Annotated in this window: 25 protein-coding genes and 1 pseudogene; 9 read left to right on the top strand and 17 right to left on the bottom strand. The window is 70.8% G+C overall.

What is annotated here, in order from left to right; all coding sequences use genetic code 11:
* Positions 1-20: 20 nt before the first annotated feature.
* Positions 21-1,145 (top strand): DNA integrity scanning diadenylate cyclase DisA, encoded by a 1,125-nt coding sequence (gene disA, locus ACZ4N4_RS16870; RefSeq protein WP_453570001.1) that lies wholly within the window; start codon positions 21-23, stop codon positions 1,143-1,145.
* A gap of 245 nt (positions 1,146-1,390) precedes the next feature.
* On the opposite strand, the gene ACZ4N4_RS16865 is transcribed toward disA, so the two are convergent.
* Positions 1,391-2,242: a hypothetical protein gene (locus tag ACZ4N4_RS16865; protein ID WP_467589049.1), complete on the bottom strand. Its 852-nt coding sequence runs from the start codon at positions 2,240-2,242 to the stop codon at positions 1,391-1,393.
* A 254-nt stretch (positions 2,243-2,496) separates the two neighbouring features.
* On the opposite strand from ACZ4N4_RS16865, the gene ACZ4N4_RS16860 reads away from it, so the two are divergent.
* The 5 genes from ACZ4N4_RS16860 to cseC all read left to right on the top strand — a co-directional run bounded on the left by ACZ4N4_RS16860 (position 2,497) and on the right by cseC (position 6,947).
* On the top strand, positions 2,497-3,372 hold the full coding sequence (locus tag ACZ4N4_RS16860; protein ID WP_467589046.1) for an HhH-GPD family protein: 876 nt from the start codon (positions 2,497-2,499) through the stop codon (positions 3,370-3,372).
* A gap of 267 nt (positions 3,373-3,639) precedes the next feature.
* Entirely contained in the window at positions 3,640-4,179 is a 540-nt protein-coding gene (locus ACZ4N4_RS16855; RefSeq protein ID WP_450761435.1) for a SigE family RNA polymerase sigma factor, read from the top strand.
* Complete coding sequence (locus tag ACZ4N4_RS16850; RefSeq protein WP_453570009.1) at positions 4,167-4,835, top strand: hypothetical protein; 669 nt, start codon at positions 4,167-4,169, stop codon at positions 4,833-4,835. The genes ACZ4N4_RS16855 and ACZ4N4_RS16850 overlap by 13 nt, the downstream gene beginning before the upstream one ends.
* Before the next feature lie 28 nt (positions 4,836-4,863).
* Positions 4,864-5,568, top strand: coding sequence for a two-component system response regulator CseB (gene cseB, locus ACZ4N4_RS16845; protein ID WP_365800080.1), 705 nt, complete (start codon positions 4,864-4,866; stop codon positions 5,566-5,568).
* 11 nt (positions 5,569-5,579) lie between these two features.
* A complete protein-coding gene (cseC, locus tag ACZ4N4_RS16840) occupies positions 5,580-6,947 on the top strand; it encodes a two-component system sensor histidine kinase CseC (RefSeq protein WP_453570012.1) in 1,368 nt (455 codons plus the stop codon).
* A 189-nt stretch (positions 6,948-7,136) separates the two neighbouring features.
* Here cseC and ACZ4N4_RS16835 read toward each other — a convergent pair.
* From ACZ4N4_RS16835 to ACZ4N4_RS16820, 4 genes and pseudogenes are all read right to left on the bottom strand, one after another.
* Positions 7,137-7,490 (bottom strand): annotated as a pseudogene (locus ACZ4N4_RS16835) (class I SAM-dependent methyltransferase); the annotation flags it as partial.
* A gap of 2 nt (positions 7,491-7,492) precedes the next feature.
* Complete coding sequence (locus ACZ4N4_RS16830; protein WP_453570015.1) at positions 7,493-7,924, bottom strand: VOC family protein; 432 nt, start codon at positions 7,922-7,924, stop codon at positions 7,493-7,495.
* Positions 7,921-8,403 (bottom strand): helix-turn-helix transcriptional regulator, encoded by a 483-nt coding sequence (locus ACZ4N4_RS16825; RefSeq protein ID WP_453570018.1) that lies wholly within the window; start codon positions 8,401-8,403, stop codon positions 7,921-7,923. Before ACZ4N4_RS16825 ends, ACZ4N4_RS16830 begins: the two co-directional genes overlap by 4 nt.
* Positions 8,404-8,601: 198 nt before the next feature.
* A complete protein-coding gene (locus ACZ4N4_RS16820; RefSeq protein ID WP_453570021.1) occupies positions 8,602-10,206 on the bottom strand; it encodes an MDR family MFS transporter in 1,605 nt (534 codons plus the stop codon).
* Positions 10,207-10,365: 159 nt separating this feature from the next.
* Between ACZ4N4_RS16820 and ACZ4N4_RS16815 the strand changes: the two genes are divergently transcribed.
* Positions 10,366-10,965, top strand: a complete 600-nt coding sequence (locus tag ACZ4N4_RS16815; RefSeq protein WP_467589042.1) for a TetR/AcrR family transcriptional regulator — start codon at positions 10,366-10,368, stop codon at positions 10,963-10,965.
* 13 nt (positions 10,966-10,978) lie between these two features.
* Here ACZ4N4_RS16815 and ACZ4N4_RS16810 read toward each other — a convergent pair whose 3' ends face one another.
* Positions 10,979-11,530 carry a M23 family metallopeptidase gene (locus ACZ4N4_RS16810; RefSeq protein ID WP_467589040.1) on the bottom strand — a complete coding sequence of 184 codons (552 nt, stop codon included), beginning with the start codon at positions 11,528-11,530 and terminating at the stop codon, positions 10,979-10,981.
* Between the two features lie 446 nt (positions 11,531-11,976).
* Between ACZ4N4_RS16810 and ACZ4N4_RS16805 the strand changes: the two genes are divergently transcribed.
* A complete protein-coding gene (locus tag ACZ4N4_RS16805) occupies positions 11,977-12,579 on the top strand; it encodes an HAD family acid phosphatase (protein WP_453570030.1) in 603 nt (200 codons plus the stop codon).
* A 128-nt stretch (positions 12,580-12,707) separates the two neighbouring features.
* Here ACZ4N4_RS16805 and ACZ4N4_RS16800 read toward each other — a convergent pair whose 3' ends face one another.
* Positions 12,708-15,233, bottom strand: a complete 2,526-nt coding sequence (locus ACZ4N4_RS16800; RefSeq protein ID WP_217559641.1) for an ATP-dependent Clp protease ATP-binding subunit — start codon at positions 15,231-15,233, stop codon at positions 12,708-12,710.
* A gap of 430 nt (positions 15,234-15,663) precedes the next feature.
* On the opposite strand from ACZ4N4_RS16800, the gene ACZ4N4_RS16795 reads away from it, so the two are divergent.
* A complete protein-coding gene (locus ACZ4N4_RS16795; RefSeq protein ID WP_467589037.1) occupies positions 15,664-16,455 on the top strand; it encodes an SCO3374 family protein in 792 nt (263 codons plus the stop codon).
* Here the strand turns inward: ACZ4N4_RS16795 and ACZ4N4_RS16790 are convergent.
* From ACZ4N4_RS16790 to ACZ4N4_RS16745, 10 genes are all read right to left on the bottom strand, one after another.
* On the bottom strand, positions 16,434-16,769 hold the full coding sequence (locus tag ACZ4N4_RS16790) for a histone-like nucleoid-structuring protein Lsr2 (protein WP_351317758.1): 336 nt from the start codon (positions 16,767-16,769) through the stop codon (positions 16,434-16,436). The two genes, ACZ4N4_RS16795 and ACZ4N4_RS16790, sit on opposite strands and share 22 nt — an antisense overlap.
* A 278-nt stretch (positions 16,770-17,047) precedes the next feature.
* Positions 17,048-17,581 carry an amino-acid N-acetyltransferase gene (locus ACZ4N4_RS16785; RefSeq protein WP_351712168.1) on the bottom strand — a complete coding sequence of 178 codons (534 nt, stop codon included), beginning with the start codon at positions 17,579-17,581 and terminating at the stop codon, positions 17,048-17,050.
* Positions 17,582-17,590: 9 nt separating this feature from the next.
* A complete protein-coding gene (locus tag ACZ4N4_RS16780; protein WP_467589138.1) occupies positions 17,591-18,004 on the bottom strand; it encodes a BlaI/MecI/CopY family transcriptional regulator in 414 nt (137 codons plus the stop codon).
* A 180-nt stretch (positions 18,005-18,184) separates the two neighbouring features.
* Positions 18,185-18,376, bottom strand: coding sequence for a hypothetical protein (locus ACZ4N4_RS16775; protein ID WP_450761454.1), 192 nt, complete (start codon positions 18,374-18,376; stop codon positions 18,185-18,187).
* Positions 18,377-18,493: 117 nt separating this feature from the next.
* On the bottom strand, positions 18,494-19,099 hold the full coding sequence (locus ACZ4N4_RS16770; protein ID WP_450761985.1) for a hypothetical protein: 606 nt from the start codon (positions 19,097-19,099) through the stop codon (positions 18,494-18,496).
* Between the two features lie 137 nt (positions 19,100-19,236).
* Positions 19,237-20,034, bottom strand: a complete 798-nt coding sequence (locus ACZ4N4_RS16765) for a type III pantothenate kinase (RefSeq protein WP_351714172.1) — start codon at positions 20,032-20,034, stop codon at positions 19,237-19,239.
* Positions 20,035-20,038: 4 nt separating this feature from the next.
* Positions 20,039-21,016, bottom strand: a complete 978-nt coding sequence (gene nadC, locus ACZ4N4_RS16760; RefSeq protein ID WP_450761456.1) for a carboxylating nicotinate-nucleotide diphosphorylase — start codon at positions 21,014-21,016, stop codon at positions 20,039-20,041.
* A 5-nt stretch (positions 21,017-21,021) separates the two neighbouring features.
* Positions 21,022-22,743 (bottom strand): L-aspartate oxidase, encoded by a 1,722-nt coding sequence (locus ACZ4N4_RS16755; protein WP_467589031.1) that lies wholly within the window; start codon positions 22,741-22,743, stop codon positions 21,022-21,024.
* The gene (gene panC, locus ACZ4N4_RS16750; protein ID WP_453570043.1) at positions 22,740-23,741 is read right to left on the bottom strand and encodes a pantoate--beta-alanine ligase; all 1,002 of its coding nucleotides are present in this window, start codon (positions 23,739-23,741) and stop codon (positions 22,740-22,742) included. Before panC ends, ACZ4N4_RS16755 begins: the two co-directional genes overlap by 4 nt.
* Entirely contained in the window at positions 23,738-24,676 is a 939-nt protein-coding gene (locus ACZ4N4_RS16745) for a Rossmann-like and DUF2520 domain-containing protein (protein WP_453570046.1), read from the bottom strand. The genes panC and ACZ4N4_RS16745 overlap by 4 nt, the downstream gene beginning before the upstream one ends.
* Positions 24,677-24,704 lie beyond the last annotated feature (28 nt).

Raw genomic sequence — 24,704 nt, 5'->3', positions numbered from 1 at the left:
TCTGCGACCGGAGGAGTGCAGTGGCAGCCAACGACCGGGCAGCGGCTCCCGGAAAGTCCGGTGGGAGTGCCGGTTCCGATCGCCTGATGCGCGCCTCGCTGAGCGCTGTGGCTCCGGGCACGTCGATGCGCGACGGCCTGGAGCGGGTCCTCCGCGGCAACACCGGCGGGCTCATCGTCCTCGGCTTCGACAAGACGGTCGAGACGATGTGCACGGGCGGTTTCGTCCTTGATGTCGAGTTCACGGCGACCCGGCTGCGCGAGCTGTGCAAGCTCGACGGCGGCATCGTGATCTCCTCCGACCTGTCGAAGATCCTCCGGGCCGGCGTCCAGTTCGTGCCGGACGCGACGATCCCCACGGAGGAGACCGGCACACGGCACCGCACGGCGGACCGGGTCTCCAAACAGGTCGGCTTCCCGGTGGTCTCGGTCTCCCAGTCGATGCGGCTGATCGCGCTCTACGTCGACGGGCAGCGCCGTGTCCTGGAGGACTCGGCGGCGATCCTCTCCCGTGCGAACCAGGCGCTCGCGACCCTGGAGCGGTACAAGCTCCGCCTGGACGAGGTCGCGGGAACGTTGTCAGCGCTGGAGATCGAGGACCTGGTGACGGTCCGCGACGTCTCGGCCGTCGCCCAGCGGCTGGAGATGGTCCGCCGTATCGCCACGGAGATCGCCGAGTACGTCGTCGAACTGGGCACCGACGGGCGGCTGCTCGCGCTTCAGCTGGACGAGCTGATCGCGGGCGTCGAGCCCGAGCGCGAACTGGTGGTCCGGGACTACGTCCCCGAGCCCACGGCCAAACGCTCCCGCACGGTCGACGAGGCGCTCTACGAGCTGGACGCGCTGAGCCACGCGGAGCTGCTGGAACTGCCGACGGTGGCGCGGGCGCTCGGTTACACGGGTTCCCCGGAGACGCTGGACTCGGCGGTGTCGCCGCGCGGCTTCCGGCTGCTGGCGAAGGTTCCGCGGCTGCCCGGGGCGATCATCGACCGGCTGGTGGAGCATTTCGGGGGCCTGCAGAAGCTGCTCGCCGCGAGCGTCGACGATCTCCAGACCGTCGACGGGGTCGGCGAGGCGCGCGCTCGCAGCGTCCGGGAGGGCCTGTCGAGGCTGGCGGAGTCGTCGATCCTCGAACGCTACGTGTAGCTCCGCGGGGAGAGGCCGACATTTCAAACGCGGCCTGGTGAGGGTGGTCGCGCAGTTCCCCGCCCCCCTTACGGGCCGCTACAGCGCGGGGGCTCTGTCAGCTGAACCAGCCTGCGGGCGGGTCGTGCCTCCCCCGGTGCCTCAAGGGCCTGGGAGGTGCCCCCAGGGCGGCACGGGTGGGCGCAGGCGGCACCCCGCAAACGCGGGCGAGTGAAACCCCTCGCACCCGGTCGAAGCCGACGGCGTCAGTCCGCCGCCAGGACGAAGGATGCCTGGGCCTTGGTGAAGCCCGGGGTGGCGGCTTCCAGCAGGTACGTGCCGGAGCCGGCCGATCCCGCCGAAGGCGTCGCGCACTGGGGAGCGCTCGGCTTGCGGTCCCACTTCAGGGTGTACGTGATGCTGCTGCCCGCCGGCACGCGGTACCACTGGGTCCCCGCCGACCTCGGGCAGTCCGCCGACGACCAGTAGCTGTCGTCCGCACTGGCCGGCGTGATCGTCAACACCGCGTTCTTCGGCCCGAGATCGACCTTGCAGTCACCGGACGACGTGTTCTTCGCCGTGAGTTCGAAGGTCGGCGTCTGCTCCGGCGAGTAGGAGTTGTGCAGGCTCTTCAGGCTCAACGACACCGCCGCGGCCGTGCAGTTGGGGAGGGTGGAGGTCCCCGGCAGCGAGGCGACCGTACCGCCGGAGCCCGAGGTGACGTCCCCCGAGCCCGACGAGGATCCCGAGGATCCGCCGGAACCGGACGACGAGCCGCCACCCGACCCGTCCGAACTCCCGCCGCCGGAACCGGAACTGGAACCCGAACTGGGTCCGGTGCCCGTGCCGGACGACGCGCCGCCGCCCCCGCTCGACTCGTCCCGCCCGCCCGGTGCCTGGCTGATCGCCGGCCCGCTGCCGGACGGCCCCGGCGTGATCGTGGACGCGGGATTCTTGCCGTCCGCCCCGTCGGCGCCCTTCTTGCCGCCCCCGCCACTCGACGTGACGATCCAGGTGATCAGCAGCGCCAGCACGGCGACCACGGACACCATGACGACCCTCCGTCGCCAGTAGATGGAGGAGGGAAGCGGCCCGACCGGATTGCGCAGAGATCCCACGGCGCAAACTGTACGAGAGATCCGTGCACTTCCTCGCCCCACCCGCCGCTCAAACCTCAACTTTTCCGGATCATCATTTCGGCAACTTCCGTCGGCACGACCCCTCTTCGCGTGACAGGCGCGTAGGGCGGGTCCCAAAGGCGGGTCCCAAGGACAGTCGCCGGAAGGGCACGCCCCGGCCCGGCCGCCGCCCGGCCCCGCCGCGAACCAGGTCCAACCCAGCCGTGGCCGGACGTGGCAGGATCGGAAGGGCCATGACTGAGAAGCTCCACGCCCCCGTGATCGCCTGGTTCGACGCCCATGCCCGTGACCTCCCCTGGCGCCGCCCGGAGGCGGGTGCGTGGGGTGTGATGGTCAGCGAGTTCATGTTGCAGCAGACCCCCGTCAGCCGGGTGCTGCCCGTCTACGAGCAGTGGCTGGCCCGCTGGCCGCGCCCCGCCGACCTCGCCGCCGAGGCGCCCGGCGAGGCGGTGCGCGCCTGGGGCCGGCTCGGCTACCCGCGCCGCGCCCTGCGGCTGCACGGCGCCGCCGTCGCCATAGCGGAACGGCACGGCGGCGACGTACCGACGGATCACGCGCAGCTGCTCGCGCTGCCGGGCATCGGCGAGTACACCGCCGCGGCCGTCGCCTCCTTCGCGTACGGGCAGCGGCACGCCGTGCTCGACACCAATGTGCGGCGGGTGTTCGCACGGGCCGTGACCGGTGTGCAGTACCCGCCGAACGCCACCACCGCCGCCGAGCGCAGGCTCGCACGTGAGCTGCTGCCCGAGGACGAGAAGACCGCCGCCCGCTGGGCCGCCGCTTCCATGGAGCTCGGCGCGCTGGTGTGCACGGCGAAGAACGAGACGTGCCTGCGCTGCCCGATCGCCGGGGAGTGCGCCTGGCGGCTGGCCGGCAAGCCGGAGCACGAGGGGCCGCCCCGGCGCGGGCAGACGTACGCCGGTACCGACCGGCAGGTGCGCGGCAAGCTGCTCGCCGTGCTGCGCGAGGCGTACGCCCCCGTGCCGCAGGCGGCGCTCGACCGGGTGTGGCACGAGCCGGTGCAGCGGGCCCGCGCGCTGGACGGGCTGGTCTCGGACGGGCTGGTGGAGCCGCTCGCGGGCGGCCTGTACCGGCTCCCGCTGGGCTGACGTACAGCCACATCACAGGAGAGGGGGCTGTGTTACGGCCCCACCCGCACGGCAAATCAGCACATAACACGCCATAAGGTTGCGCTCGCTTACCCCGCACCTACATCCGTTACACAACCGACGGACAGCCGATTGCTACCCGAAGGCTGCTCCGCACAGCCCCGTGACAACAGGTCCGTAGCTTCGTTTCTGTGCCCGCCAGGACCGCGGGACGGCAGTAACTCAGGCACAGGGCCGGGGAAAACGGGGATCGGGAGGCGGTTGATCATGGCGCAGGGCGAGGTGCTCGGATTCGAGGAGTACGTCCGCACTCGGCAGGACGCGCTGCTGCGCAGTGCCCGCCGCCTGGTCCCGGACCCGACGGACGCCCAGGACCTGCTCCAGACCGCGCTGGTACGGACGTACGGCCGCTGGGAGACCATCGAGGACAAGCGGCTCGCGGACGCCTACCTGCGCCGGGTCATGATCAACACGCGCACCGAGTGGTGGCGGGCCCGGAAGCTGGAGGAGGTCCCGACCGAGCAGCTGCCCGACGCCTGCGTGGAGGACTCCACCGAGCAGCACGCGGACCGCGCGCTGCTCATGGACATCATGAAGGTTCTGGCACCGAAGCAGCGCAGTGTCGTGGTGCTGCGACACTGGGAGCAGATGTCCACGGAGGAGACGGCCGCCGCCCTCGGCATGTCGGCCGGAACGGTCAAGAGCACGCTGCACCGGGCGCTCGCCCGGCTCCGCGAGGAGCTGGAGTCACGCGACCTCGACGCACGCGCGCTGGAGCGTGAGGAGCAGGAGCGTTGCGCGGCCTGACCGGCACAGGGCCCAGCCGGGGCCCGGCGAGTGCACAGGCGGTGACCACGGCGGCGGCCGTGCTCGCCGCCCTCGCCCTTTTCGCCGCCGCCTGCGGCACCGGCGGCACCGGCGCCCGGGACGAGGGGCCGGCGCACGCCGACTCGGCGGAGAAGGCCCCGGCCGCCGCCGCCCCCTCGCCCAACCCGTCCCAGACGTACGCGAAGGTCGACGCGGTCGCCCTGGTGAAGGCCGATCCGGCGGTCTCGGCCACCGTGAAACGGGACCTGAAGCCATGCGCGGGCGACGAGTACCCGGTCGACGTCACCTACGGCGACCTGACCGGCGGCCCGGCCGAGGACATCGTCGTGAACGTGCTGACCTGCGGAGACGCGGTCGGGGTGGGGGCGTACGTGTACCGCGAGCAGAGCGGCACGTACAAGAATGTGTTCAAGGCCGAGGAGTCCCCGGTCTACGCGGAGATCGACCGGGGCGACCTGAGCGTGACCAAACAGGTGTACGAGAAGGGCGACCCGGTATCGAGCCCGTCCGGTGAGAACGTGATCACCTACAGCTGGGCCGCGGGACGCTTCGTCCAGGAGGACTTCCACCACACCGACTACGGCAACGCGACCGGTAGCGGCGGCGCCACGCCGGTCCCCTCCCCCGCCAACTGACCCCACACGACCACACGAGAGAGCAGGGATGGCAGACCAGACCCACGTCCTGTTCGTCGAGGACGACGACGTCATCCGCGAGGCCACCCAGCTCGCCCTGGAGCGCGACGGCTTCGCGGTCACCGCCATGCCCGACGGCCTGTCCGGACTGGAGGCGTTCCGCGCCGACCGGCCCGACATCGCCCTGCTGGACGTGATGGTGCCGGGCCTGGACGGGGTGAGCCTGTGCCGGCGCATCCGCGACGAGTCCACGGTGCCGGTGATCATGCTGTCGGCACGCGCCGACTCCATCGACGTGGTGCTGGGACTGGAGGCGGGCGCCGACGACTACGTCACCAAGCCGTTCGACGGCGCGGTGCTGGTCGCCCGGATCCGCGCGGTGCTGCGGCGCTTCGGGCACGCGAGCGGCGGCGACCGGCCGCACGAGGACGCGGCTCCGGTGACCGGCCTCCCGCTCACCTTCGGCGAGCTGGAGATCGACACCGAGGGCATGGAGGTGCGCCGGGCCGGGCAGCCGGTCGCGCTCACCCCGACCGAGATGCGGCTGCTCCTGGAGTTCTCCTCGGCACCGGGAACCGTACTCTCCCGGGACAAGCTGCTGGAACGCGTCTGGGACTACGGCTGGGGCGGGGACACCCGGGTCGTCGACGTCCATGTGCAGCGGCTGCGTACGAAGATCGGCCAGGACCGGATCGAGACGGTCCGCGGTTTCGGTTACAAGCTGAAGGCCTGAGCGGGGCGGTCATGCGGGGGCTCATCAGATCCATCCGGAGATCCATTCGGCACCGAGGTCCGAGGCTGCGCACCGGGCTCCGGTGGAAGCTGAGCGCGGCGATCGCACTGGTCGGCGCGCTCGTCGCGATCGCACTGAGCCTGGTGGTGCACAACGCCGCCCGGGTCTCGATGCTGGACAACGCGCGCGACCTGGCCAACGAGCGGCTGCAGATCGCGCAGCGCAACTACGAGCTGTACGGGCGGGCGAACTTCCCGGACGTCAAGGTCAACGACCCCGAGCTGCCGCCGGCGCTGCGCGAGCGGGTCGACGCGGGCCGCCGGGCGACCGACGTCATCGACCCGGGCAGCGGCGCGCCGGACATCTGGGCGGCGGTACAGGCCAAGGACGGGCGGGTGCTGTCCCTGCACGGCACCTTCCCGAACCGGAGCAGCGATGTGCTCAAGGACCTCGACCAGGCCCTCGTCATCGGCTCCATCGCGGTCGTGCTCGGCGGCAGCGCGCTCGGCGTGCTGATCGGCGGGCAGCTCTCGCGGCGGCTGCGCAAGGCTGCGACCGCGGCCAACCAGGTCGCCCAGGGCGAGCCGGACGTGCGGGTGCGGGAGGCGATCGGCGGGGTCGTACGGGACGAGACCGACGACCTGGCGCGCGCGGTGGACGCCATGGCGGACGCGTTGCAGCAACGCCTTGAGGCCGAGCGCCGGGTGACGGCCGACATCGCGCACGAGCTGCGGACGCCGGTGACCGGACTGCTCACGGCGGCCGAACTGCTGCCGCCCGGCCGCCCGACCGAGCTGGTCCTGGACCGGGCGAAGGCGATGCGCACCCTCGTCGAGGACGTGCTGGAGGTGGCCCGGCTCGACAGCGCCTCCGAGCGGGCCGAGCTGCAGGACATCATGCTGGGGGAGTTCGTCGCCCGGCGAGTGGCCGCGAAGGACCCGGCGATCGAGGTGCGGGTGGTGCACGAGTCGGAGGTCACCACCGATCCGCGCCGCCTGGAGCGGGTGCTGTTCAACCTGCTCGCCAACGCCGCCCGGCACGGCAGGCCGCCCATCGAGGTGACCGTCGAGGGCCGGGTCATCCGGGTCCGCGACCACGGCCCCGGCTTCCCCGAGAAGCTGCTCGCGGAGGGCCCGAGCCGTTTCCGCACCGGCAGCGAGGACCGCGCGGGGCAGGGCCACGGCCTGGGCCTGACCATCGCGGCCGGGCAGGCCCGCGTCCTGGGCGCCCGTCTGACCTTCCGCAACATCCGCCCGGCGGGCGCGCCCGAGCACATCCCGGCGGAGGGCGCGGTGGCCGTGCTGTGGCTGCCGGAGCACGCCCCGACAGCCACGGGGAGCTACCCGATGCTCCCGGGGCCGACACAGGCGAGCCGTTGAGCGACTGAGGGGTGCGTTGAGCCGCTGAGCGGCTGAGGCTCGGGGCGCGGCGGGCTCAGGTCATGGCCGGGTCAGGTCGTGGCCGGGTCAGGTCGTGGCCGGGTCAGGCCGTGGCCGGGTCAGGCCGTGGCCGGGTCAGGCCGTGGCCACGAGGAGTTCCTCGCCGCGGGACGGGCGCAGGTCGTCGGTCCGGTCGGCCTCGAAGACCCGCAGCCCGGCGGCCACCGCGTCGGACGCGCGGCGCTGGGCGAAGGTGTCCAGACCGGCGCCCAGCACGACGTATTGGTCCACCCCGCGCCCGGCCGCCGCCAGCACCAGGTCCTCGACGAACCGGCCCCTGGCCACGATGGACGCCCGGGTCCGCCGGGTGGCCTCGGCGTCCATGTCCGGCCGCGCCCGCCAGTCGTCCCCGGCCTCCGGTCCGGCAAGCCGCAGCCCGGCCTCGTCCTCGATCACGTACGGCGGCGGGTCGGCGCGCAGATGCAGTGCCCGCCACAGGGCGACGCGAACGGCGGTGTGATCGGGCCCCTCCTGCACGGGCACGGTCAGAAGTCCTTGGAGAAGTCGAGTTCCTCGCTGTGCTCGGTCAGCGAGTACCAGTTGCCGTTGTCGTCGCGGAAGATCGCCTCGATGCCGTACGGCCGTTCCTTGGGCTCCTGGACGAACTCGACGCCCCGCGCCCGGAAGGTCTCGTAGTCCCCCCGGCAGTCGTCGGTGCGGAACGCCCCCGCTCCCAGGGCGCCCTTGGCGACCAGCGTGCGCAGCGCCGCCGCGGACTCGGGGTCGAGCCCCGGCCCGTCCACGCGCATCAGGGCGAGTTCGACGCCGGGCTGGCCCTTGGCGCCGACGGTGACCCAGTGCATGTCACCCATGGCGATGTCGTCGCGTACCTCGAAGCCGAGCTTCTCGGTGAAGAAGGCCTTGGTGCGCTGCTGGTCGAAGGTCCACACGGTGGTGATGGCCAGGCCCTGGATCATGGCTGTGCTCTCCTGCCGGACGGTCGCTGTTCCTGTCCGTCACGGTAGGCGGGCGGGTCGGCCGGGCGCTTCTCGGATGTTGCGCTCCTGTTCCGGAAGCCGCCGGCCCAGAGCATGGCGTAGCAGCCGGGGATGAGGGAGGCGCCGCTACCGACGTGCTCGGTCCGGTACTCGGTGGGGCTGAGTCCGGTACGTGCCTTGAAGCGGCTGGAGAAGGTACCGAGGCTGCTGAAGCCGACCAGATGGCAGATCTCGGTGACGGTGAGGTTTGCGCCGCGGAGCATCTCCTGGGCCCGCTCGATCCTGCGGTGCGTCAGGTACTGGCCGGGCGTCTCGCCGTACGCCTCCTTGAAGGCGCGGACGAAGTGATACCGCGAGTACCCGGCGTGCCCGGCGACCGCGTCGAGGTCCAGGTCCGGATCGGCCCAGTCCCGGTCCATGGCGTCCTTGGCGATGCGCAGCCGACGCAGTCTGTCCATGCGTCGATGCTAAGTCGACGCCAGGAGGACGACTTGGCCGTGCGCCCCTACCGAGAAGACGGCCGTGCGCGCCCGTACCGAAAAGGACAATCCTGCGCCCGTACCGGGAAGACAGCCGTGCACCGATCCTGGGAGACGGCAACCGAAAGCGGGTGGCCCCGGAGACGTTCGGTCCCCGGAACCACCCGCCGGCGTCTGTCAGACGGCCTCGACCACGGGCAGCGGCGCCGCCTCGTCGGAACCCGCCTTCTGCGCGCCGCCTCGCAGCGGCACCTCCTTGACGAACACCGCCGCCACCACGACCGCCACGGCGATCACGGCACCGAGCAGGAACGCCGAGTGCGTACCGGCCGAGACCGCGTGCTGGTACGCCTCACGCACCGTGGCCGGCAGCTTCGCCAGGCTCGCCGCGTCCAGCGAGGCCGACTGCTCGGTGACCTTCGAGCCCAGCCCGCCGGCCCGCGCCGCCATCTCGTCCTTGACCCGGTCGTTGAAGATCGCGCCCATGATGGCGACACCGAAGGAGGAACCGAGCGTACGGAACAGGGTGGTGGACGAGGACGCGACGCCCATGTCCTTCATCTCCACGCTGTTCTGCGCGACCAGCATGGTGATCTGCATCAGGCAGCCCATGCCGAGGCCGACGACGGCCATGTACACACCCGAGACGAACCGGGTGGTGTCGGTGTCCATCGTGGACAGCAGGTACAGCCCGACGGCCAGCAGCACCCCGCCCGCGAGGGGGAAGATCTTGTAGCGGCCGGTGCTGGTGGTGACCCGTCCGGCGACCATCGAGGTCACCAGCATCGCGCCGAGCATCGGAAGCAGCAGCAGACCGGAGTTGGTCGCGGACGCGCCCTGCACGGACTGCTGGTACAGCGGCAGGAACAGCGTGGCGCCGAACATCACGAAGCCCACGATGAAGCCGATGATCGACATCAGGGTGAAGTTGCCGCTGCGGAAGATGTGCAGCGGCAGGACCGGCTCGGCGGCCTTGGTCTGCCAGAAGACGAACCCGATCAGCGAGACGACGCCGATGGCGATCAGTTCCATGATCCGCGCGGACGTCCAGGCGTACTCGGAGCCACCCCAGGTGGTGACCAGCACGATCGAGGTGATGCCGAGGGTCAGCAGACCGGCGCCGAGGTAGTCGATGCGCGCCTTGCTGCGCTTCTTCGGCAGGTGCAGTACGGCGGTGACGGCGGCCAGCGCGACCACGCCGAGCGGCAGGTTGATGTAGAAGGCCCAGCGCCAGCCCCAGTTGTCGGTGATGGTGCCGCCGACCAGCGGACCGCCGATCATCGCGAGCGCCATGACGCCGGCCATCATGCCCTGGTACTTGCCGCGCTCACGGGGCGGCACGAGGTCCCCGATGATCGCCATGACGCCTACCATCAGACCACCGGCACCGAGCCCCTGAACGGCCCGGAACCCGATCAGCTCGCCCATGTTCTGGGCCATGCCGCTGAGCGCGGAGCCGATCAGGAAGATGACTATGGAGGTCAGGAAGGCGCCCTTGCGCCCGTACATGTCACCGAGCTTGCCCCAGAGCGGGGTGGCCGCCGCGGTGGCGAGGGTGTACGCGGTCACGACCCACGACAGATGTTCGAGGCCGCCCAGGTCACCCACGATCGTCGGCATCGCCGTACCGACGATCATGTTGTCGAGCATCGCGAGCATCATCGCGATCATGAGCGCGAGGATCACGACCCGCACGCTCCTGGGCTGTTTCGCCGACGCATCCGCCGCGACCGGTGCCCCCGGTGACTCCTGGCCGGTGCCGGCCGCCTGGGTGTCCGCCATCTCTCCCACTCCCCCTGGCGGCAGCTACTTACTTGCCGCCCGGCTAGTTCAGTACACTGGAAAGGTAAACCTGTCACTAGCCGGTCGTCAAGTAAGTTACCGGGCCGGCCGTCGGTATCCGACAGGGCGAGTTTTCGCGGGAGTGCGAGGAGTAAGAGGATGGGCGTCACCATGGACGGCACCAAGCAGCAGCGCCGGGGCAACACCCGCCAGCGCATCCAGGACGTTGCCCTCGAACTCTTCGCCGAGCAGGGCTACGAGAAGACCTCCCTGCGGGAGATCGCCGAGGGCCTCGACGTGACCAAGGCGGCCCTGTACTACCACTTCAAGACCAAGGAAGAGATCCTGGTCAGCGTCTTCGAGGACCTGACGCAGCCGATCCAGGACCTGATCGAGTGGGGCGAGGGCCAGCCGCACACCCTGGAGATCAAGCTGGAGATCGTACGGCGCTACAGCCGGGCGCTCGCCGAGGCCGGACCGCTGTTCCGCTTCATGCAGGAGAACCAGGCGACCGTGCGGGAACTGCGGATCGGCGACACCTTCAAGGACCGGATGCGCGGCCTGCGGAGCATCTTCGTCGACCCGGACGCGCCCCTGACCGACCAGGTCCGCTGCATCAGCGCGATGTTCACGCTGCACGCGGGCATGTTCGTCATGCAGGACCTGGAAGGCGACCCCCAGAAGAAGCAGGAAGCCGTTCTGGAGGTCGCCCTGGACCTGGTGACCCAGGCCCACCAGGGCTCGGATCGCTCCGCCTAGACCATCACGCGCCTCAGACGGTCACGCCCTTGGCGCGGAGGAAGGCGACCGGGTTCACCGCGGAGCCGTAGTTCGGGGTCGTACGGATCTCGAAGTGCAGGTGGGGCCCGGTGGAGTTGCCGGTGCTGCCGGAGAGCGCGATGTGCTGGCCGGTCCTGACGACCTGGCCGACCTTGACGTCGACGCGGGACAGGTGCGCGTACTGCGAGTACTGACCGCCGGTGTGCTTGATGACGACGGCGTTCCCGTAGGCGGGACCGTCACCGGCGCCGTTGCCGCCGGCCTTGACGACGGTGCCGCCGTGCGCGGCGACGACCTGGGTGCCGGTCGGCACCGCGAAGTCCTGGCCGCTGTGCTTGGCGGTCCACAGGCCGCCGGCCTGGGCGAAGCTCGCGGAGAGGGTGTACTTCTTCACCGGGTCGATCCAGGCGGCGGCACTGGAGGTGGCGGCCGACGCGACCCCCGAACCCACCACGGCCGTGACTCCGACACCGGCGGCCAGAACGGCGGCCCGCTTGCGGAGCGAGGACGTACGGGGGGAACGGAGAGTGGCGCGCAGGGACATCGGAACCTCGTGGAGTAGACAACGGGGATCCCCCTCCGGCACCGGCTGAACACTGACAGCCGCCGAACGGGGCATCCCTTGGTAACCCGAAAGCCGCGCACCGCTCAAATGCCACCATCTACGACATGCCCTAGTACCCATATGTAAAGTTGACCCTTTCTTGACAGAGCACCCTTGGCCGGACAGTCAGAGGCCCGCCGTGTCCATCCGAGGGCGGGATGGGGTAAAAAATCCCCTTCCCCGGTCACCCGGGCCCCACTATCCCGGCTAGTAACGGGCATTCCGCCCGTGCGCTATGTCACCGGCGACCGGGACCCGGAGCCGTCGGGATGTGACCCACACCTCGCCCGTTCTACCCGCAAGTAACCCCACGGTTCCCTCCGCGCCATGTCCTCCACTCACCATGCCCCTGACACAGCCGTGGACGTGAGAGGACACCCCCACCGATGACCACAGGCACCTGGACCCGCCGCATGTCCGTCACCGCCGTCTCCGTGGCCGCGCTCGCCGGGATGGCCGCGCCGGCCCAGGCGGCGACGGAGAGCAGCTCCACCACGGTCGACTACGCCACCTGGCAGAGCGACTGCCAGTCCGTGATGGACCAGGCCCTGCCCTACCTGAAGCAGCGCATCGCCGCCGCCAAGCCGGGCGAGCGGCAGGCGATCGTCTTCGACATCGACAACACCACCCTGGAGACCGACTTCGGCTTCAGCTTCCCCCAGCCGGCCAACAAGCCGGTCCTGAACGTCGCCCGGTACGCCCAGGAGCACGGCGTCTCCCTGTTCTTCGTCACGGCCCGCCCGGGCATCATCTACCTGCCGACCGAGTACAACCTCGAACACGACGGCTACGACGTCTCCGGCCTGTACGTCCGCGGCCTCTTCGACCTCTTCAAGGACGTCGCCGCCTACAAGACCGCCCAGCGTGTCGACATCGAGAACAACGGCTACACGATCATCGCGAACATCGGCAACAGCGCCACCGACCTCTCGGGCGGGCACGCGGAGAAGACGTACAAGCTGCCGGACTACAACGGCCAGCTGTCGTAGTCGCACGGAGTTCCGCACCGCGTCCCGCACCGCGTCCCACGCGGCGGTGGGCAGCCTGCGCGGCGGCATGCGAAAGGGGCCGGTGCTTCGAAAAGCACCGGCCCCTTTCTTCGGCGAACCCCGAAGGGCTACGCCTCCTTGCTCAGGTTCGGACCGGCTCCGCCGGCCGCCTGCTCGATCGGCGGGACGTCGGGGAGCGCCGACTTCTCCTCACCCCGGAAGGTGAAGGTCTTGGCGTCGCCCTCGCCCTCGGTGTCCACGACCACGATGTGACCGGGGCGCAGCTCGCCGAAGAGGATCTTCTCGGAGAGCGTGTCCTCGATCTCGCGCTGGATCGTGCGACGCAGCGGACGCGCGCCCAGCACCGGGTCGTAGCCCTTCTTGGACAGCAGCTCCTTGGCGGACTGGGAGAGCTCGATGCCCATGTCCCGGTCCTTGAGGCGCTCGTCCACCTTGCCGACCATCAGGTCGACGATCCGCAGGATGTCCTCCTGCGTCAGCTGCGGGAAGACGACCACGTCGTCGACGCGGTTGAGGAACTCGGGCCGGAAGTGCTGCTTGAGTTCGTCCGACACCTTGTTCTTCATGCGCTCGTAGTTGGACTTCGTGTCACCCGTGGCCGCGAAGCCCAGGTTGAAGCCCTTGGAGATGTCCCGGGTGCCGAGGTTGGTCGTCATGATGATGACCGTGTTCTTGAAGTCCACGACCCGGCCCTGGGAGTCGGTCAGACGACCGTCCTCCAGGATCTGCAGCAGGCTGTTGAAGATGTCCGGGTGGGCCTTCTCGACCTCGTCGAAGAGGACGACGGAGAACGGCTTGCGGCGGACCTTCTCGGTCAGCTGGCCGCCCTCTTCGTAGCCCACGTAACCGGGGGGCGAACCGAAGAGACGCGACACCGTGTGCTTCTCGCTGAACTCCGACATGTCGAGGGAGATCAGCGCGTCCTCGTCACCGAAGAGGAACTCGGCGAGGGCCTTGGACAGCTCGGTCTTACCGACACCGGACGGGCCGGCGAAGATGAACGAGCCACCGGGGCGCTTCGGGTCCTTCAGACCGGCACGCGTACGGCGGATCGCCTTCGACAGCGCCTTGACGGCGTCGACCTGGCCGATGACCCGCTTGTGGAGCTCGTCCTCCATGCGCAGCAGACGCGAGGACTCCTCCTCGGTGAGCTTGAAGACCGGGATGCCCGTGGCCGTGGCCAGCACCTCGGCGATCAGCTCGCCGTCGACCTCGGCGACGACGTCCATGTCGCCGGCCTTCCACTCCTTCTCCCGCTTGGCCTTGGCGGCCAGGAGCTGCTTCTCCTTGTCGCGGAGGGAGGCGGCCTTCTCGAAGTCCTGCGAGTCGATCGCGGACTCCTTGTCCCGGCGGACGGCGGCGATCTTCTCGTCGAACTCGCGCAGGTCCGGCGGAGCGGTCATCCGGCGGATGCGCATCCGGGAGCCGGCCTCGTCGATCAGGTCGATCGCCTTGTCCGGCAGGAAGCGGTCCGAGATGTAGCGGTCGGCCAGGGTGGCCGCCTGGACCAGCGCCTCGTCCGTGATGGAGACCCGGTGGTGGGCCTCGTACCGGTCACGCAGACCCTTGAGGATCTCGATCGTGTGCGGCAGGGACGGCTCGGCGACCTGGATGGGCTGGAAGCGGCGCTCCAGGGCCGCGTCCTTCTCCAGGTGCTTGCGGTACTCGTCCAGGGTGGTGGCGCCGATGGTCTGCAGCTCACCGCGGGCCAGCATCGGCTTCAGGATCGAAGCCGCGTCGATGGCGCCCTCGGCGGCACCCGCACCGACCAGCGTGTGCAGCTCGTCGATGAACAGGATGATGTCACCGCGGGTGCGGATCTCCTTGAGCACCTTCTTCAGGCGCTCCTCGAAGTCACCGCGGTAGCGGGAGCCGGCGACCAGGGCGCCGAGGTCCAGGGTGTAGAGGTGCTTGTCCTTGAGGGTCTCGGGCACCTCGCCCTTGACGATGGCCTGGGCGAGGCCCTCCACGACGGCGGTCTTGCCGACGCCGGGCTCACCGATCAGGACCGGGTTGTTCTTGGTACGGCGGGACAGCACCTGCATGACCCGCTCGATCTCCTTCTCGCGCCCGATGACCGGGTCGAGCTTGGACTCACGAGCGGCCTGGGTGAGGTTCCGGCCGAACTGGTCGAGGACCAGGGACGTCGAGGGGGTGCCCTCGGCAGGCCCGCCGGCGGTGGCGGTCTCCTTGCCCTGGTAACCGGAGAGCAGCTGGATGACCTGCTGCCGCACCCGGTTGAGATCTGCGCCCAGCTTGACCAGGACCTGGGCGGCGACGCCCTCGCCCTCACGGATCAGGCCGAGCAGGATGTGCTCCGTGCCGATGTAGTTGTGGCCCAGCTGAAGGGCCTCGCGGAGCGACAGCTCCAGGACCTTCTTGGCACGGGGGGTGAAGGGGATGTGCCCGGACGGGGCCTGCTGGCCCTGGCCGATGATCTCCTCCACCTGCTGGCGGACCGCCTCGAGCGAAATCCCGAGGCTCTCAAGGGCCTTGGCGGCGACACCCTCACCCTCGTGGATCAGGCCCAGGAGGATGTGCTCGGTGCCGATGTAGTTGTGGTTGAGCATCCGGGCTTCTTCCTGAGCCAGGACGACAACCCGCCGCGCGCGGTCGGTGAACCTCTCGAACATCGTTAATCGCTCCTCAGAGCGGTCAGGCAGTGGGGGGAACTTCCCCTCTCTGTCCTTCCGCAGCTTAGTCCCGCAAGCGGGGACCGCTCATTCCAACTGCCGACACCGTCGATGGCCTCCTGACCCCGAACGCCGACATATGCTCCAACCCGATGGTGCGAGACGATGTTCCCGCAGGCCAGGCAGTTACCCTTTCCTCCAGTACGCCGATGGCGAACGTGAGACGGCCTCGCCTGCGTGTCGCCCCCTCCCACTAGGGATGTCTTACCCGCCCGGACTGACAGTCCATGCCGTATGCCCCCGGTCCCTCCGCTATGGGCGAACAACCTTGCGTCTCTCCGGACCCCCGAAGGCCCCCTCTTCCGGCACTCGGCGCATTCACCCGCACACCCAGCGTAACTTGGGCGGGTTCGCGACGGTTGCACTGGGCATGGCTGGCACGGTCCCTCTGTCCGCTTCAACGGTCCCTCATCCCCGTCGTCCGCTCGGTTCCGGTGTCGATTCCGCCGTCGCGTCCGGTTCCGGTTGCACCCTCGCACCGGGTTCCGGCCGCGCCGTCGGGCCGGACGGGCGGGCGGCCCGGCTCCGGCACTGGTACGAGAACGATCTGGGCTGGGCGACAGTGCCCGAAGCGCCCGGAAAGCCGCTGCGGCTGGTCACGGGCGTGCGTTTCGACGTGCTGGACGTGCCGGCCCCGGCGGGCGCAAGGGCGCTCAGGCATCTGGGGCCGGGCTCTCCGGTGGCACTCCAGGGCGACCGGATGCTGCTGCTGGTGGCCGCGGGCAGCGCGGAGGAGCTGCCGGCGCTGCTGGACTGGCTGGAGTGGGGCGCGCTGGCCCTGGATCTGCGGGCACTGGGCGCGCACGGCCGGATGGACGCTCCGGTACGGCACGAGCCGGTCTCCACCAGGACCCGATCGGTTCCCGAAGCCGCCCAGGCCGCCGAAGGCCCCGAAGAACCGTCGGACCCTCCGGAACGTTCGGAACTTTCGGAATCCGTGCAGGGGGCCGCCTTCTGGTTGCGGCCCCCCGAGTCGGGGTGCGAGGTCGAGGCCTCGCTGCCGAGCATGTCGACGCTGTCGACGAGGTCGGCCATGGGGGGCGTCTCAGGCGCCCCCGATCTCGTACGGCTGGTGGACACGGTGGCCACCGAATGCCACCGGGTCCGGTTGTGGCGCGCGAGCCACGGGCCGGAGGACCGTCAGGCGTTGGCGTCCTCGTAGGCCTGGCGAATCGTCGCCGGAACACGGCCGCGGTCGTTGACCTCGTAGCCGTTCTCCTTTGCCCACGCGCGAATCTGCGCGGTGTCCTGGCTGCCGCCGGCAGCCGCACGGGCCTTTCCACGTCCGCCCGACGCACGGCCACCGGTACGACGACCGCCCTTGACATAGGGGTCGAGAAGGCCGCGCAGCTTGTCCGCATTGGCAGTCGTGAGATCGATCTCGTACGTCTTGCCGTCCAGCGCGAACGTCACGGTCTCGTCCGCCTCGCCGCCGTCGAGGTCGTCGACAAGAAGGACCTGAACCTTCTGTGCCACCGGATTTCCTTTCATCGATAACTTCAGGGCCGGGGGTCCGCGGCGCCCGCCGTTTCGCCGCCCCCTGTTATATGCAGTACTGCAGTACGTCGGAAAGCAAACCGCTTTTGCGGGAAAAACACAAACCCCTGGGAGAGACCGAGGGGCCTGCTCCCGCCCAGAAACATGCGCGTTTCGGACATAGGGCACCGGGGCAAGGCGAGGTACCCGGAATTGGGGCCCGATCTCCCACCCAACTCGCTCCGATGCCTCTTGTCCGCCCCGATCCCTCTGGGCGATCACAGATGCAGAAGCATCCGGCTGTTGCCCAAGGTGTTCGGTTTCACTCGTTCGAGTCCGAGGAACTCAGCGACACCCTCGTCATAGGAGCGCAACAGCTCGGCGTAGACATCGGTGTCCACGGGTGTCTCGCCGATCTCCACGAAGCCATGCTTCCCGAAGAACTCGACTTCGAAGGTCAGACAGAAAACCCGGCGAACACCAAGCCAACGCGCGGTCTCCAGCAACTTCTCCAGCAACTGATGACCGACACCGGCGCCCTTGAGGCCCGGCTTCACCGCGAGAGTGCGCACTTCGGCGAGGTCTTCCCACATCACGTGCAGTGCGCCGCAGCCGACCACCTCGGCGTTGTCGTCGCGTTCCGCGACCCAGAACTCCTGGATGTCCTCGTAAAGCATCACCGTGGCTTTGTCGAGGAGGATGCGGTCACGGACGTACGCGTCAAGGAGCCGGCGCACCGCCGGGACATCGCCGGTCCGGGCCCGCCGGACGGTGATGGCTTTTGCGGTGACTTCGGGGCGCATCGCTGACATGAGCGGACGCTATCGCCCGCCGCGGTCCGCCATGGAGCCGGGGTTCTCCTCTTGCGGGGCTTCCCGGTCTTCGCGTTCTTCCTGCTGTTCCCGCGTATCCGGGCCCTGCACCATCCGTACGGCGTCCCGCAGTGCCTGGCGCTGTTCGTCGCTCATCATCCCGAAGAAGGCGACGAGAGCGGCGGCCGGGTTGTCGCTCTGGGACCACGCGTCGTTCATGAGGGCGGCGGCGTAGGCGGCCCGTGTGGAGACGGCCTCATATCGATAGGCACGCCCTTCGGCCTCCCGCCGCACCCAGCCCTTCTGATGGAGATTGTCCAAAACGGTCATCACCGTGGTGTACGCGATGGACCGTTCCTGCTGGAGGTCTTCCAGGACTTCTCGAACGGTCACCGGGCGGTTCCACTTCCACACCCGCGTCATGACCGCGTCTTCGAGTTCTCCCAATGGGCGAGGCACAGCTCAGACAATAGTGGTAGATCCCACCAATGGCGTGCCGGACGTGCACTTCCGCCAACAAAGGCGAACAAAAAGGGCGTACGACCCGGAAGGCACGGCTGTGACCGTGCGGCGAGTCGTACGCCGGGGTGGTGCGGTCGGCGATCAGGCGTCGCCGCTGGGGGCGGCGGTCTTCGGGCCGCTCTCCCCGCGTGCCGCGCGCGCGAGGGCGGCGTCCACGGCGGCGTCCTCCTTGGCCTTGGCGGCGCCGCCCTGGGTCTTCACGATCACCCGGACCAGACCGATGAAGAAGACGGCCATGACGACCGGGGGCAGGAGCGCGGAGACGTATTCCATGCGTCCAGGGTAGCCACGGGGAACCGGGCGAAAGGTGCGGGGTGGGCGCAGTGTCGCGCAACGCGCGCGAGCTGCCGTTTTCCCCGCCGCTTCCGCGCTGTGCCGCCGGGCGTCCGGTCAGCCGGCGGCGAGCTGCTGCGGCGGCGGGGTGGGCCGGCGCCGGGGGAAGACCTCGCCCGGGGTCGGAATGGGCCGCTTGGGCGCCACGGGCTCGGGGGCCGCGGGCTGCGGGGCGGGCCGCTCGGCGGGCCTTTCCTTCGGCTTCTTCTCCGGCTCCTTGGCCACACCGCCCGGCAGGGCCGTCAGGCGGACCCTGGACGCCGGAACGGCCGGTGCGGGCACCTTGCGGGCGCCCTGCGCGAGCCGGGCCCGCACATCACGCTCCGCGAGCCCCTGGCAACGGTCGAGCAGCGCGGCGGCGCCGGGGTTGCCGCGCAGCGCCCTGAGCGCGGCGAGGTCGTCCGGGGTGGGCCGGTGTCCGGCACTCAGCGCCTCCTCCAGGAGGGTGAGATAACCGGCGACGGTCCCGGGCAGGGCCGCGCGGTACCGGACCAGATCGGCCACCAGGAAGGCACGCAACCGGGCCCCCTCACGCATCGCCTCGTCGAACGACTCGGCGAGCCGATGACAGTCCTTGATGTCCTCGGCGGAGGCGGGACCGGGGTGAAGGGCGAGGGCGAGAGCACGGCGGAGCACACGTAGCTCCTCCGCACCGAACGCCATGCCGCCGCGGGATCCGTATGGCGTGGGCATGGACCGAAGATACGCGTAAATCAGACAAACTCGACATAGGGGGCGGGGTGTGGCGCATCAGGGCCACCCACCTGGACGCCGGGGCCCGTGCCCCCGCCCCCGCCACCTCACATCCGCGAGACGTTCCGCTCGTACACCAGGCGCAGCCCGACCAGCGTCAGCCACGGCTCGTGCTCGTCGATCACCGAGGACTCCCCCAGCACCATCGGTGCCAGCCCGCCCGTCGCGATCACCGTCACGTCGTCCGGATCGTCCGCCAGCTCCCGCGCCATCCGGCCGACCACTCCGTCGACCTGCCCGGCGAAGCCGTACACGATGCCCGCCTGCATAGCCTCCACGGTGTTCTTGCCGATCACACTCCGCGGCCGGGCCACCTCGATCTTCCGCAGCTGCGCGCCCCTGACGCCCAGTGCCTCCACGGAGATCTCGATGCCGGGCGCGATCACGCCGCCGACGTACTCCCCGCGCGCGGAGACCGCGTCGAAGGTCGTCGCCGTACCGAAGTCGACGACGATCGCCGGGCCGCCGAACAGCTCGACGGCGGCGACCGCGTTGATGATCCGGTCCGCGCCGACCTCCTTGGGGTTGTCGGTGAGGATCGGCACCCCGGTCTTCACCCCCGGTTCCACCAGCACCGCCGGCACATCGCCGTAGTACCGCCGGGTGACCTCGCGCAGCTCGTGCAGCACGGACGGCACGGTCGCGCAGATCGCGATGCCGTCGATACCGTCACCGAGTTCGTCGCCGAGCAGCGGGTGCATGCCCATCAGGCCCTGGAGGAGCACCGCCAGCTCGTCGGCGGTACGGCGCGCGTCCGTGGAGATGCGCCAGTGCTCGACGATGTCCTCGCCGTCGAAGAGCCCGAGGACGGTGTGCGTGTTGCCGACATCGATGGTGAGGAGCATGGGGTCACTCCGCCTCGCGCAGATCCAGGCCGATGTCCAGGATCGGCGAGGAGTGGGTCAGGGCACCGACGGCCAGGAAGTCCACGCCGGTGTCGGCGTACGCCCGCGCGTTCTCCAGGGTGAGCCGCCCGGACGCCTCCAGGAGCGCGCGGCCGTGCACGATCGCCACGGCCTCCTCGCACTCCCCCGGCGTGAAGTTGTCCAGCAGGATCAGGTCGGCGCCCGCGTCGACGGCCTCGCGCAGCTGGTGCAGGGTGTCGACCTCGACCTCGATCGCCAGGTCCGGGAAGGCCTCGCGGACGGCCTTGAAGGCCTGCTCGACGCCGCCGGCGGCGACCACGTGGTTGTCCTTGACCAGGGCCGCGTCGGAGAGCGACATCCGGTGGTTGACGCCGCCGCCGCAGCGCACCGCGAACTTCTCCAGGGAGCGCAGCCCCGGGGTGGTCTTCCGGGTGTCCCGCACGCGGGTGGTGGTGCCCTCCAGCGCGTCCGCCCACGCGCGCGTGGCGGTCGCGATGCCGGAGAGGCGGTTCAGGATGTTGAGCGCGCTGCGCTCGGCGGTGAGCAGGTCGCGGGTGCGGGTGGTGATCGACAGCAGCGGCTGTCCGGCCTCGACCCGGTCGCCGTCCTCGACGTGCCGCTCGACCTCGAACTCGTCCGTGCAGACCACGGAGACCACGGCCTCGGCGACCCGCAGCCCGGCGACGACGCCCGCCTCGCGCGCGACGAAGTCGGCGGTCGCCACGGCCTCCTCGGGGATCGTCGCGACGGTCGTCACGTCCACGCCGTTGTCCAGGTCCTCCTGGATGGCCACGTTGGCGATGTCCTCGACCTCCACGGGGTCGAGTCCGGCGGCGGCGAGGAGTTCGGCGAGCGCGGGGTCGAGCCCGCACTCCAGGTACTCCTCGTCGCCCTCGGCGCCGCAGGCACAGCCGTCGCCGCAGCCGCCGCCGTTGGCGAGGGGAAGGTCGTTGGTGCTCACGTCTGTCACTGCTCCTGGGATGGCTGGTGCGGCCGGGTCGGGGGGAAGTCTGCGGTGTCGGTGGTGCCCACGGCCAGCGAGCGGTCCGGATTCAGCCGTACGACGATGTGGCGGCGCCACGCGGTGTCGTCGCGGTCGGCGTGGTCCTCGCGCCAGTGGCAGCCGCGGGTCTCCTGGCGGCGCCGGGCCGCCTCGACGAGCACCCGCGCGACGCACAGGAGGTTGGTGGCCTCCCAGGTGTCGACGCCGGGCTCGGCGGTCTTGCCGTTCTCGGCGAGGGCGTCACGGGCCTCGGTGTGCAGGCGCTGGAGCTGCTCGGCGGCCCTGGCCAGGGATTCCTCGGAGCGCAGCACGCCGGCGCCCTCGGTCATGATCCGCTGGATCGCGAACCGCGCCTCGGGGGCCAGCAGCGGGTGCGCGGGCTTGTCGGGGTGCGGGACCGGGACGGGCACGCGCGCGTGGAGGCGGTTCTCCGCGTGCCGCGCCGTGATGTCGGCGGCGATGCGCTCGGCGTAGACCAGACCCTCCAGGAGGGAGTTGGACGCCAGCCGGTTCGCGCCGTGCACACCGGTGCACGCGACCTCGCCGCACGCGTAGAGCCCGCGCACGGTCGTGCGCCCGCGCGCGTCGGTGCGCACGCCCCCGGAGGCGTAGTGCGCGGCCGGCGCTATCGGGATGGGCTCGGTGACCGGGTCGATGCCGTGCGCCCGGCAGGCGGCCAGGATCGTCGGGAAGCGGTGTTCCCACATGTCGGCGCCGAAGTGCCGGGCGTCCAGGAACATGTGCTCGGCGTCCTGCTCCTGCATGCGCCGCATGATGCCCTTGGCGACGATGTCCCGGGGCGCCAGCTCGGCCAGCTCGTGCCGGCCGACCATGAAGCGCACGCCGTCCGCGTCGACCAGGTGCGCGCCCTCCCCGCGCACCGCCTCGGAGACCAGCGGCTGCTGGCCCTCCGCGTCGGCGCCGAGGAACAGCACGGTCGGGTGGAACTGGACGAATTCGAGGTCGGAGACCTCCGCGCCGGCCCGCAGCGCGAGCGCCACGCCGTCGCCGGTGGACACCGACGGGTTGGTGGTGGCGGAGAAGACCTGGCCCATGCCGCCGGTGGCGAGGACGACCGCGGGGGCGTGCACGGCGCCCACGCCGTCGTGCTGGCCCTCGCCCATCACGTGCAGGGTCACGCCCGCCGTGCGCCCCTCGGCGTCGGTCAGCAGGTCGAGCACCAGCGCGTTCTCGATCATCCGCACGCCCCGCGCGCGAGCCGCTTCCACCAGCGCGCGCGAGACCTCCGCGCCGGTCGCGTCCCCGCCCGCGTGCACGATCCGGCGCCGGTGGTGGCCGCCCTCGCGGGTGAGCTCGATGTCGCCGTCCGCGTCGGTGTCGAAGTGGGCCCCGGTCGAGATCAGCCGCCGTACCGCGTCGGGGCCCTCGGTGACGAGGATCCGTACGGCCCCCTCGTCGCACATGCCCGCGCCCGCGACCAGGGTGTCGTCCAGGTGCTGTTCGGGGGTGTCGCCCTCGCCCAGGGCGGCTGCGATGCCGCCCTGGGCCCAGCGGGTGGAGCCGTCGTCGAGGAGCGCCTTGGTGACGACGACCGTGGTCAGTCCGGCGGCCTCGCAGCGCAGGGCGGCGGTCAGGCCGGCGACGCCGGACCCGACGACCACCACGTCCGCGTCGATGGACCACCCGGGGGCGGGTGCGTGCAGTCGTATGCCTGTGCTGGTCACGAGGCGGCTCCGGGAGCGGCGAAGGTGAGCGGGATGTTGTCGATCAGCCGGGTCGTCCCGACCCGGGCGGCGACGGCGAGGACGGCTTCTCCGGTGAAGTCGTCGTCGATCTCGGTGAAGTCGGAGGGGTCGACCAGGGCGAGATAGTCCAGTTCGAGCGGCGGGTCGTAGTGGACGGCCTCGTCCAGGACCGTCCGCGCGGCCGCGCGGACTGCCGCGGCGGCGTTCGGCACGGCCTTGGCGACGGCGTGCGCGTCGGCCGCCGCGCGGGACTCCCCTATGGCGCTGAGCGCCTCGGCACGCGCCCGCGTGGACGGCACCTCGCGCGCCCGCGCACGCAACGCCTCCTGCGCCGCGTGCCGGTCGCCTCCGGCGAACAGCGCCCGCGACAGCGTGAGCGCCGTGCGGCGCTCGTCGGCCGACAGATAGCGGTTGCGGCTGGAGAGCGCGAGCCCGTCGGCCTCGCGCACCGTGGGTACACCGACGATCTCGATGCCGAAGTTCAGGTCCCGCACCATGCGCCGGATCACGGCCAGCTGCTGGGCGTCCTTCTGCCCGAACAGGGCCGCGTCGGGGCGGGTGAGGTGCAGCAGCTTGGCGACGACGGTGAGGACGCCGTCGAAGTGCCCGGGCCGCGAGGCGCCCTCCAGGAGCGTGCCCATCGGACCCGCGGTGACCCGCACCTGGGGCTGGCCGCCCGGGTAGACCTCCTCGACCGACGGGGCGAACACGGCGTCCGCGCCCGCCTGTTCCGCGATCTTCAGGTCGGCGTCCAAGGTGCGCGGGTAGCGGTCGAGGTCCTCGCCGGCCCCGAACTGCAGCGGGTTGACGAAGACCGTGACGACGACCTCGCCGTCCGGGCCGGCGATCTCGCGGGCGCTCCGGATCAGCGTGGCATGGCCCTCGTGCAGGGCGCCCATGGTCATCACGACGGCGCGGCGACCGTGCCGCACGCGCGCGTGCAGTTCGTCGGCGGTGCGCAGCAGGATGGTGCTCATCGGGGGTTCCCCTCGGTGCCGTGGGTGCCGTTCGTGCCGCCGGCGAGGACGCCGAGGAGGTCCTCGGCGAGTTCCGGCTTCAGCAGGCCCTGGGCGAGCGCCCGGTCGGCCGTGGCACGGGCCATCGCCAGATAGCCGTCGACGGTCTGCGGGGCGTGCCGGCGCAACTCCGTGACGTGCGCGGCGACGGTGCCCGCGTCCCCGCGCGCGACCGGCCCGGTCAGTGCCGCGTCGCCGGAGCGCAGGGCGTTGTCCAGGGCGGCGCCGAGCAGCGGGCCGAGCATTCGGTCCGGGGCCTCGACACCGGCCGTGCGGAGCAGCTCCATGGACTGGGCGACCAGGGTGACCAGGTGGTTGGCGCCGAGGGCGAGGGCCGCGTGGTAGAGCGGGCGGTTCTCCTCGGAGATCCACTCCGGCTCGCCGCCCATCTCGATGACGAGGGCCTCGGCGGCCAGCCGCAGCTCCTCGGGCGCGGTCACCCCGAACGAGCAGCCCGCGAGCCGCTGCACGTCCACCGGTGTCCCGGTGAAGGTCATCGCCGGGTGCAGGGCCAGCGGCAGCGCGCCCGCGCGCAGGGCCGGGTCGAGGACCTTGGCGCCGTATCGCCCGGAGGTGTGCACGAGCAGCTGGCCCGGCCGTACCGCGCCGGTCTCGGCGAGGCCGGCGACCAGGCCGGGCAGGGCGTCGTCGGGGACGGTCAGGAGCACCAGGTCGGCGCGCTGGAGGACCTCGGCGGGGGGGACCAGCGGGATGTCGGGCAGCATCGCCTCGGCGCGCCGCCGGGAGGCGTCGGAGACCCCGGAGACCGCCACCGGGCGGTGCCCGGCGAGCTGCAGGGACGCGGCGAGCGCGGGACCCACCCGGCCGGCGCCGACGACGCCGACGGTGAGCCGCGCGGGGCGGTCACTGGGGTCTGGCTGTTGGACTGTACTCACGCGACGGTGGCCTTCCCGTTCCAGTCCG

Source organism: Streptomyces sp. NPDC026538 (genome assembly GCF_055567535.1).
The sequence above is the reverse complement of the archived record's forward strand: the minus strand, read 5'-3'. Positions and strand labels throughout refer to the sequence as shown.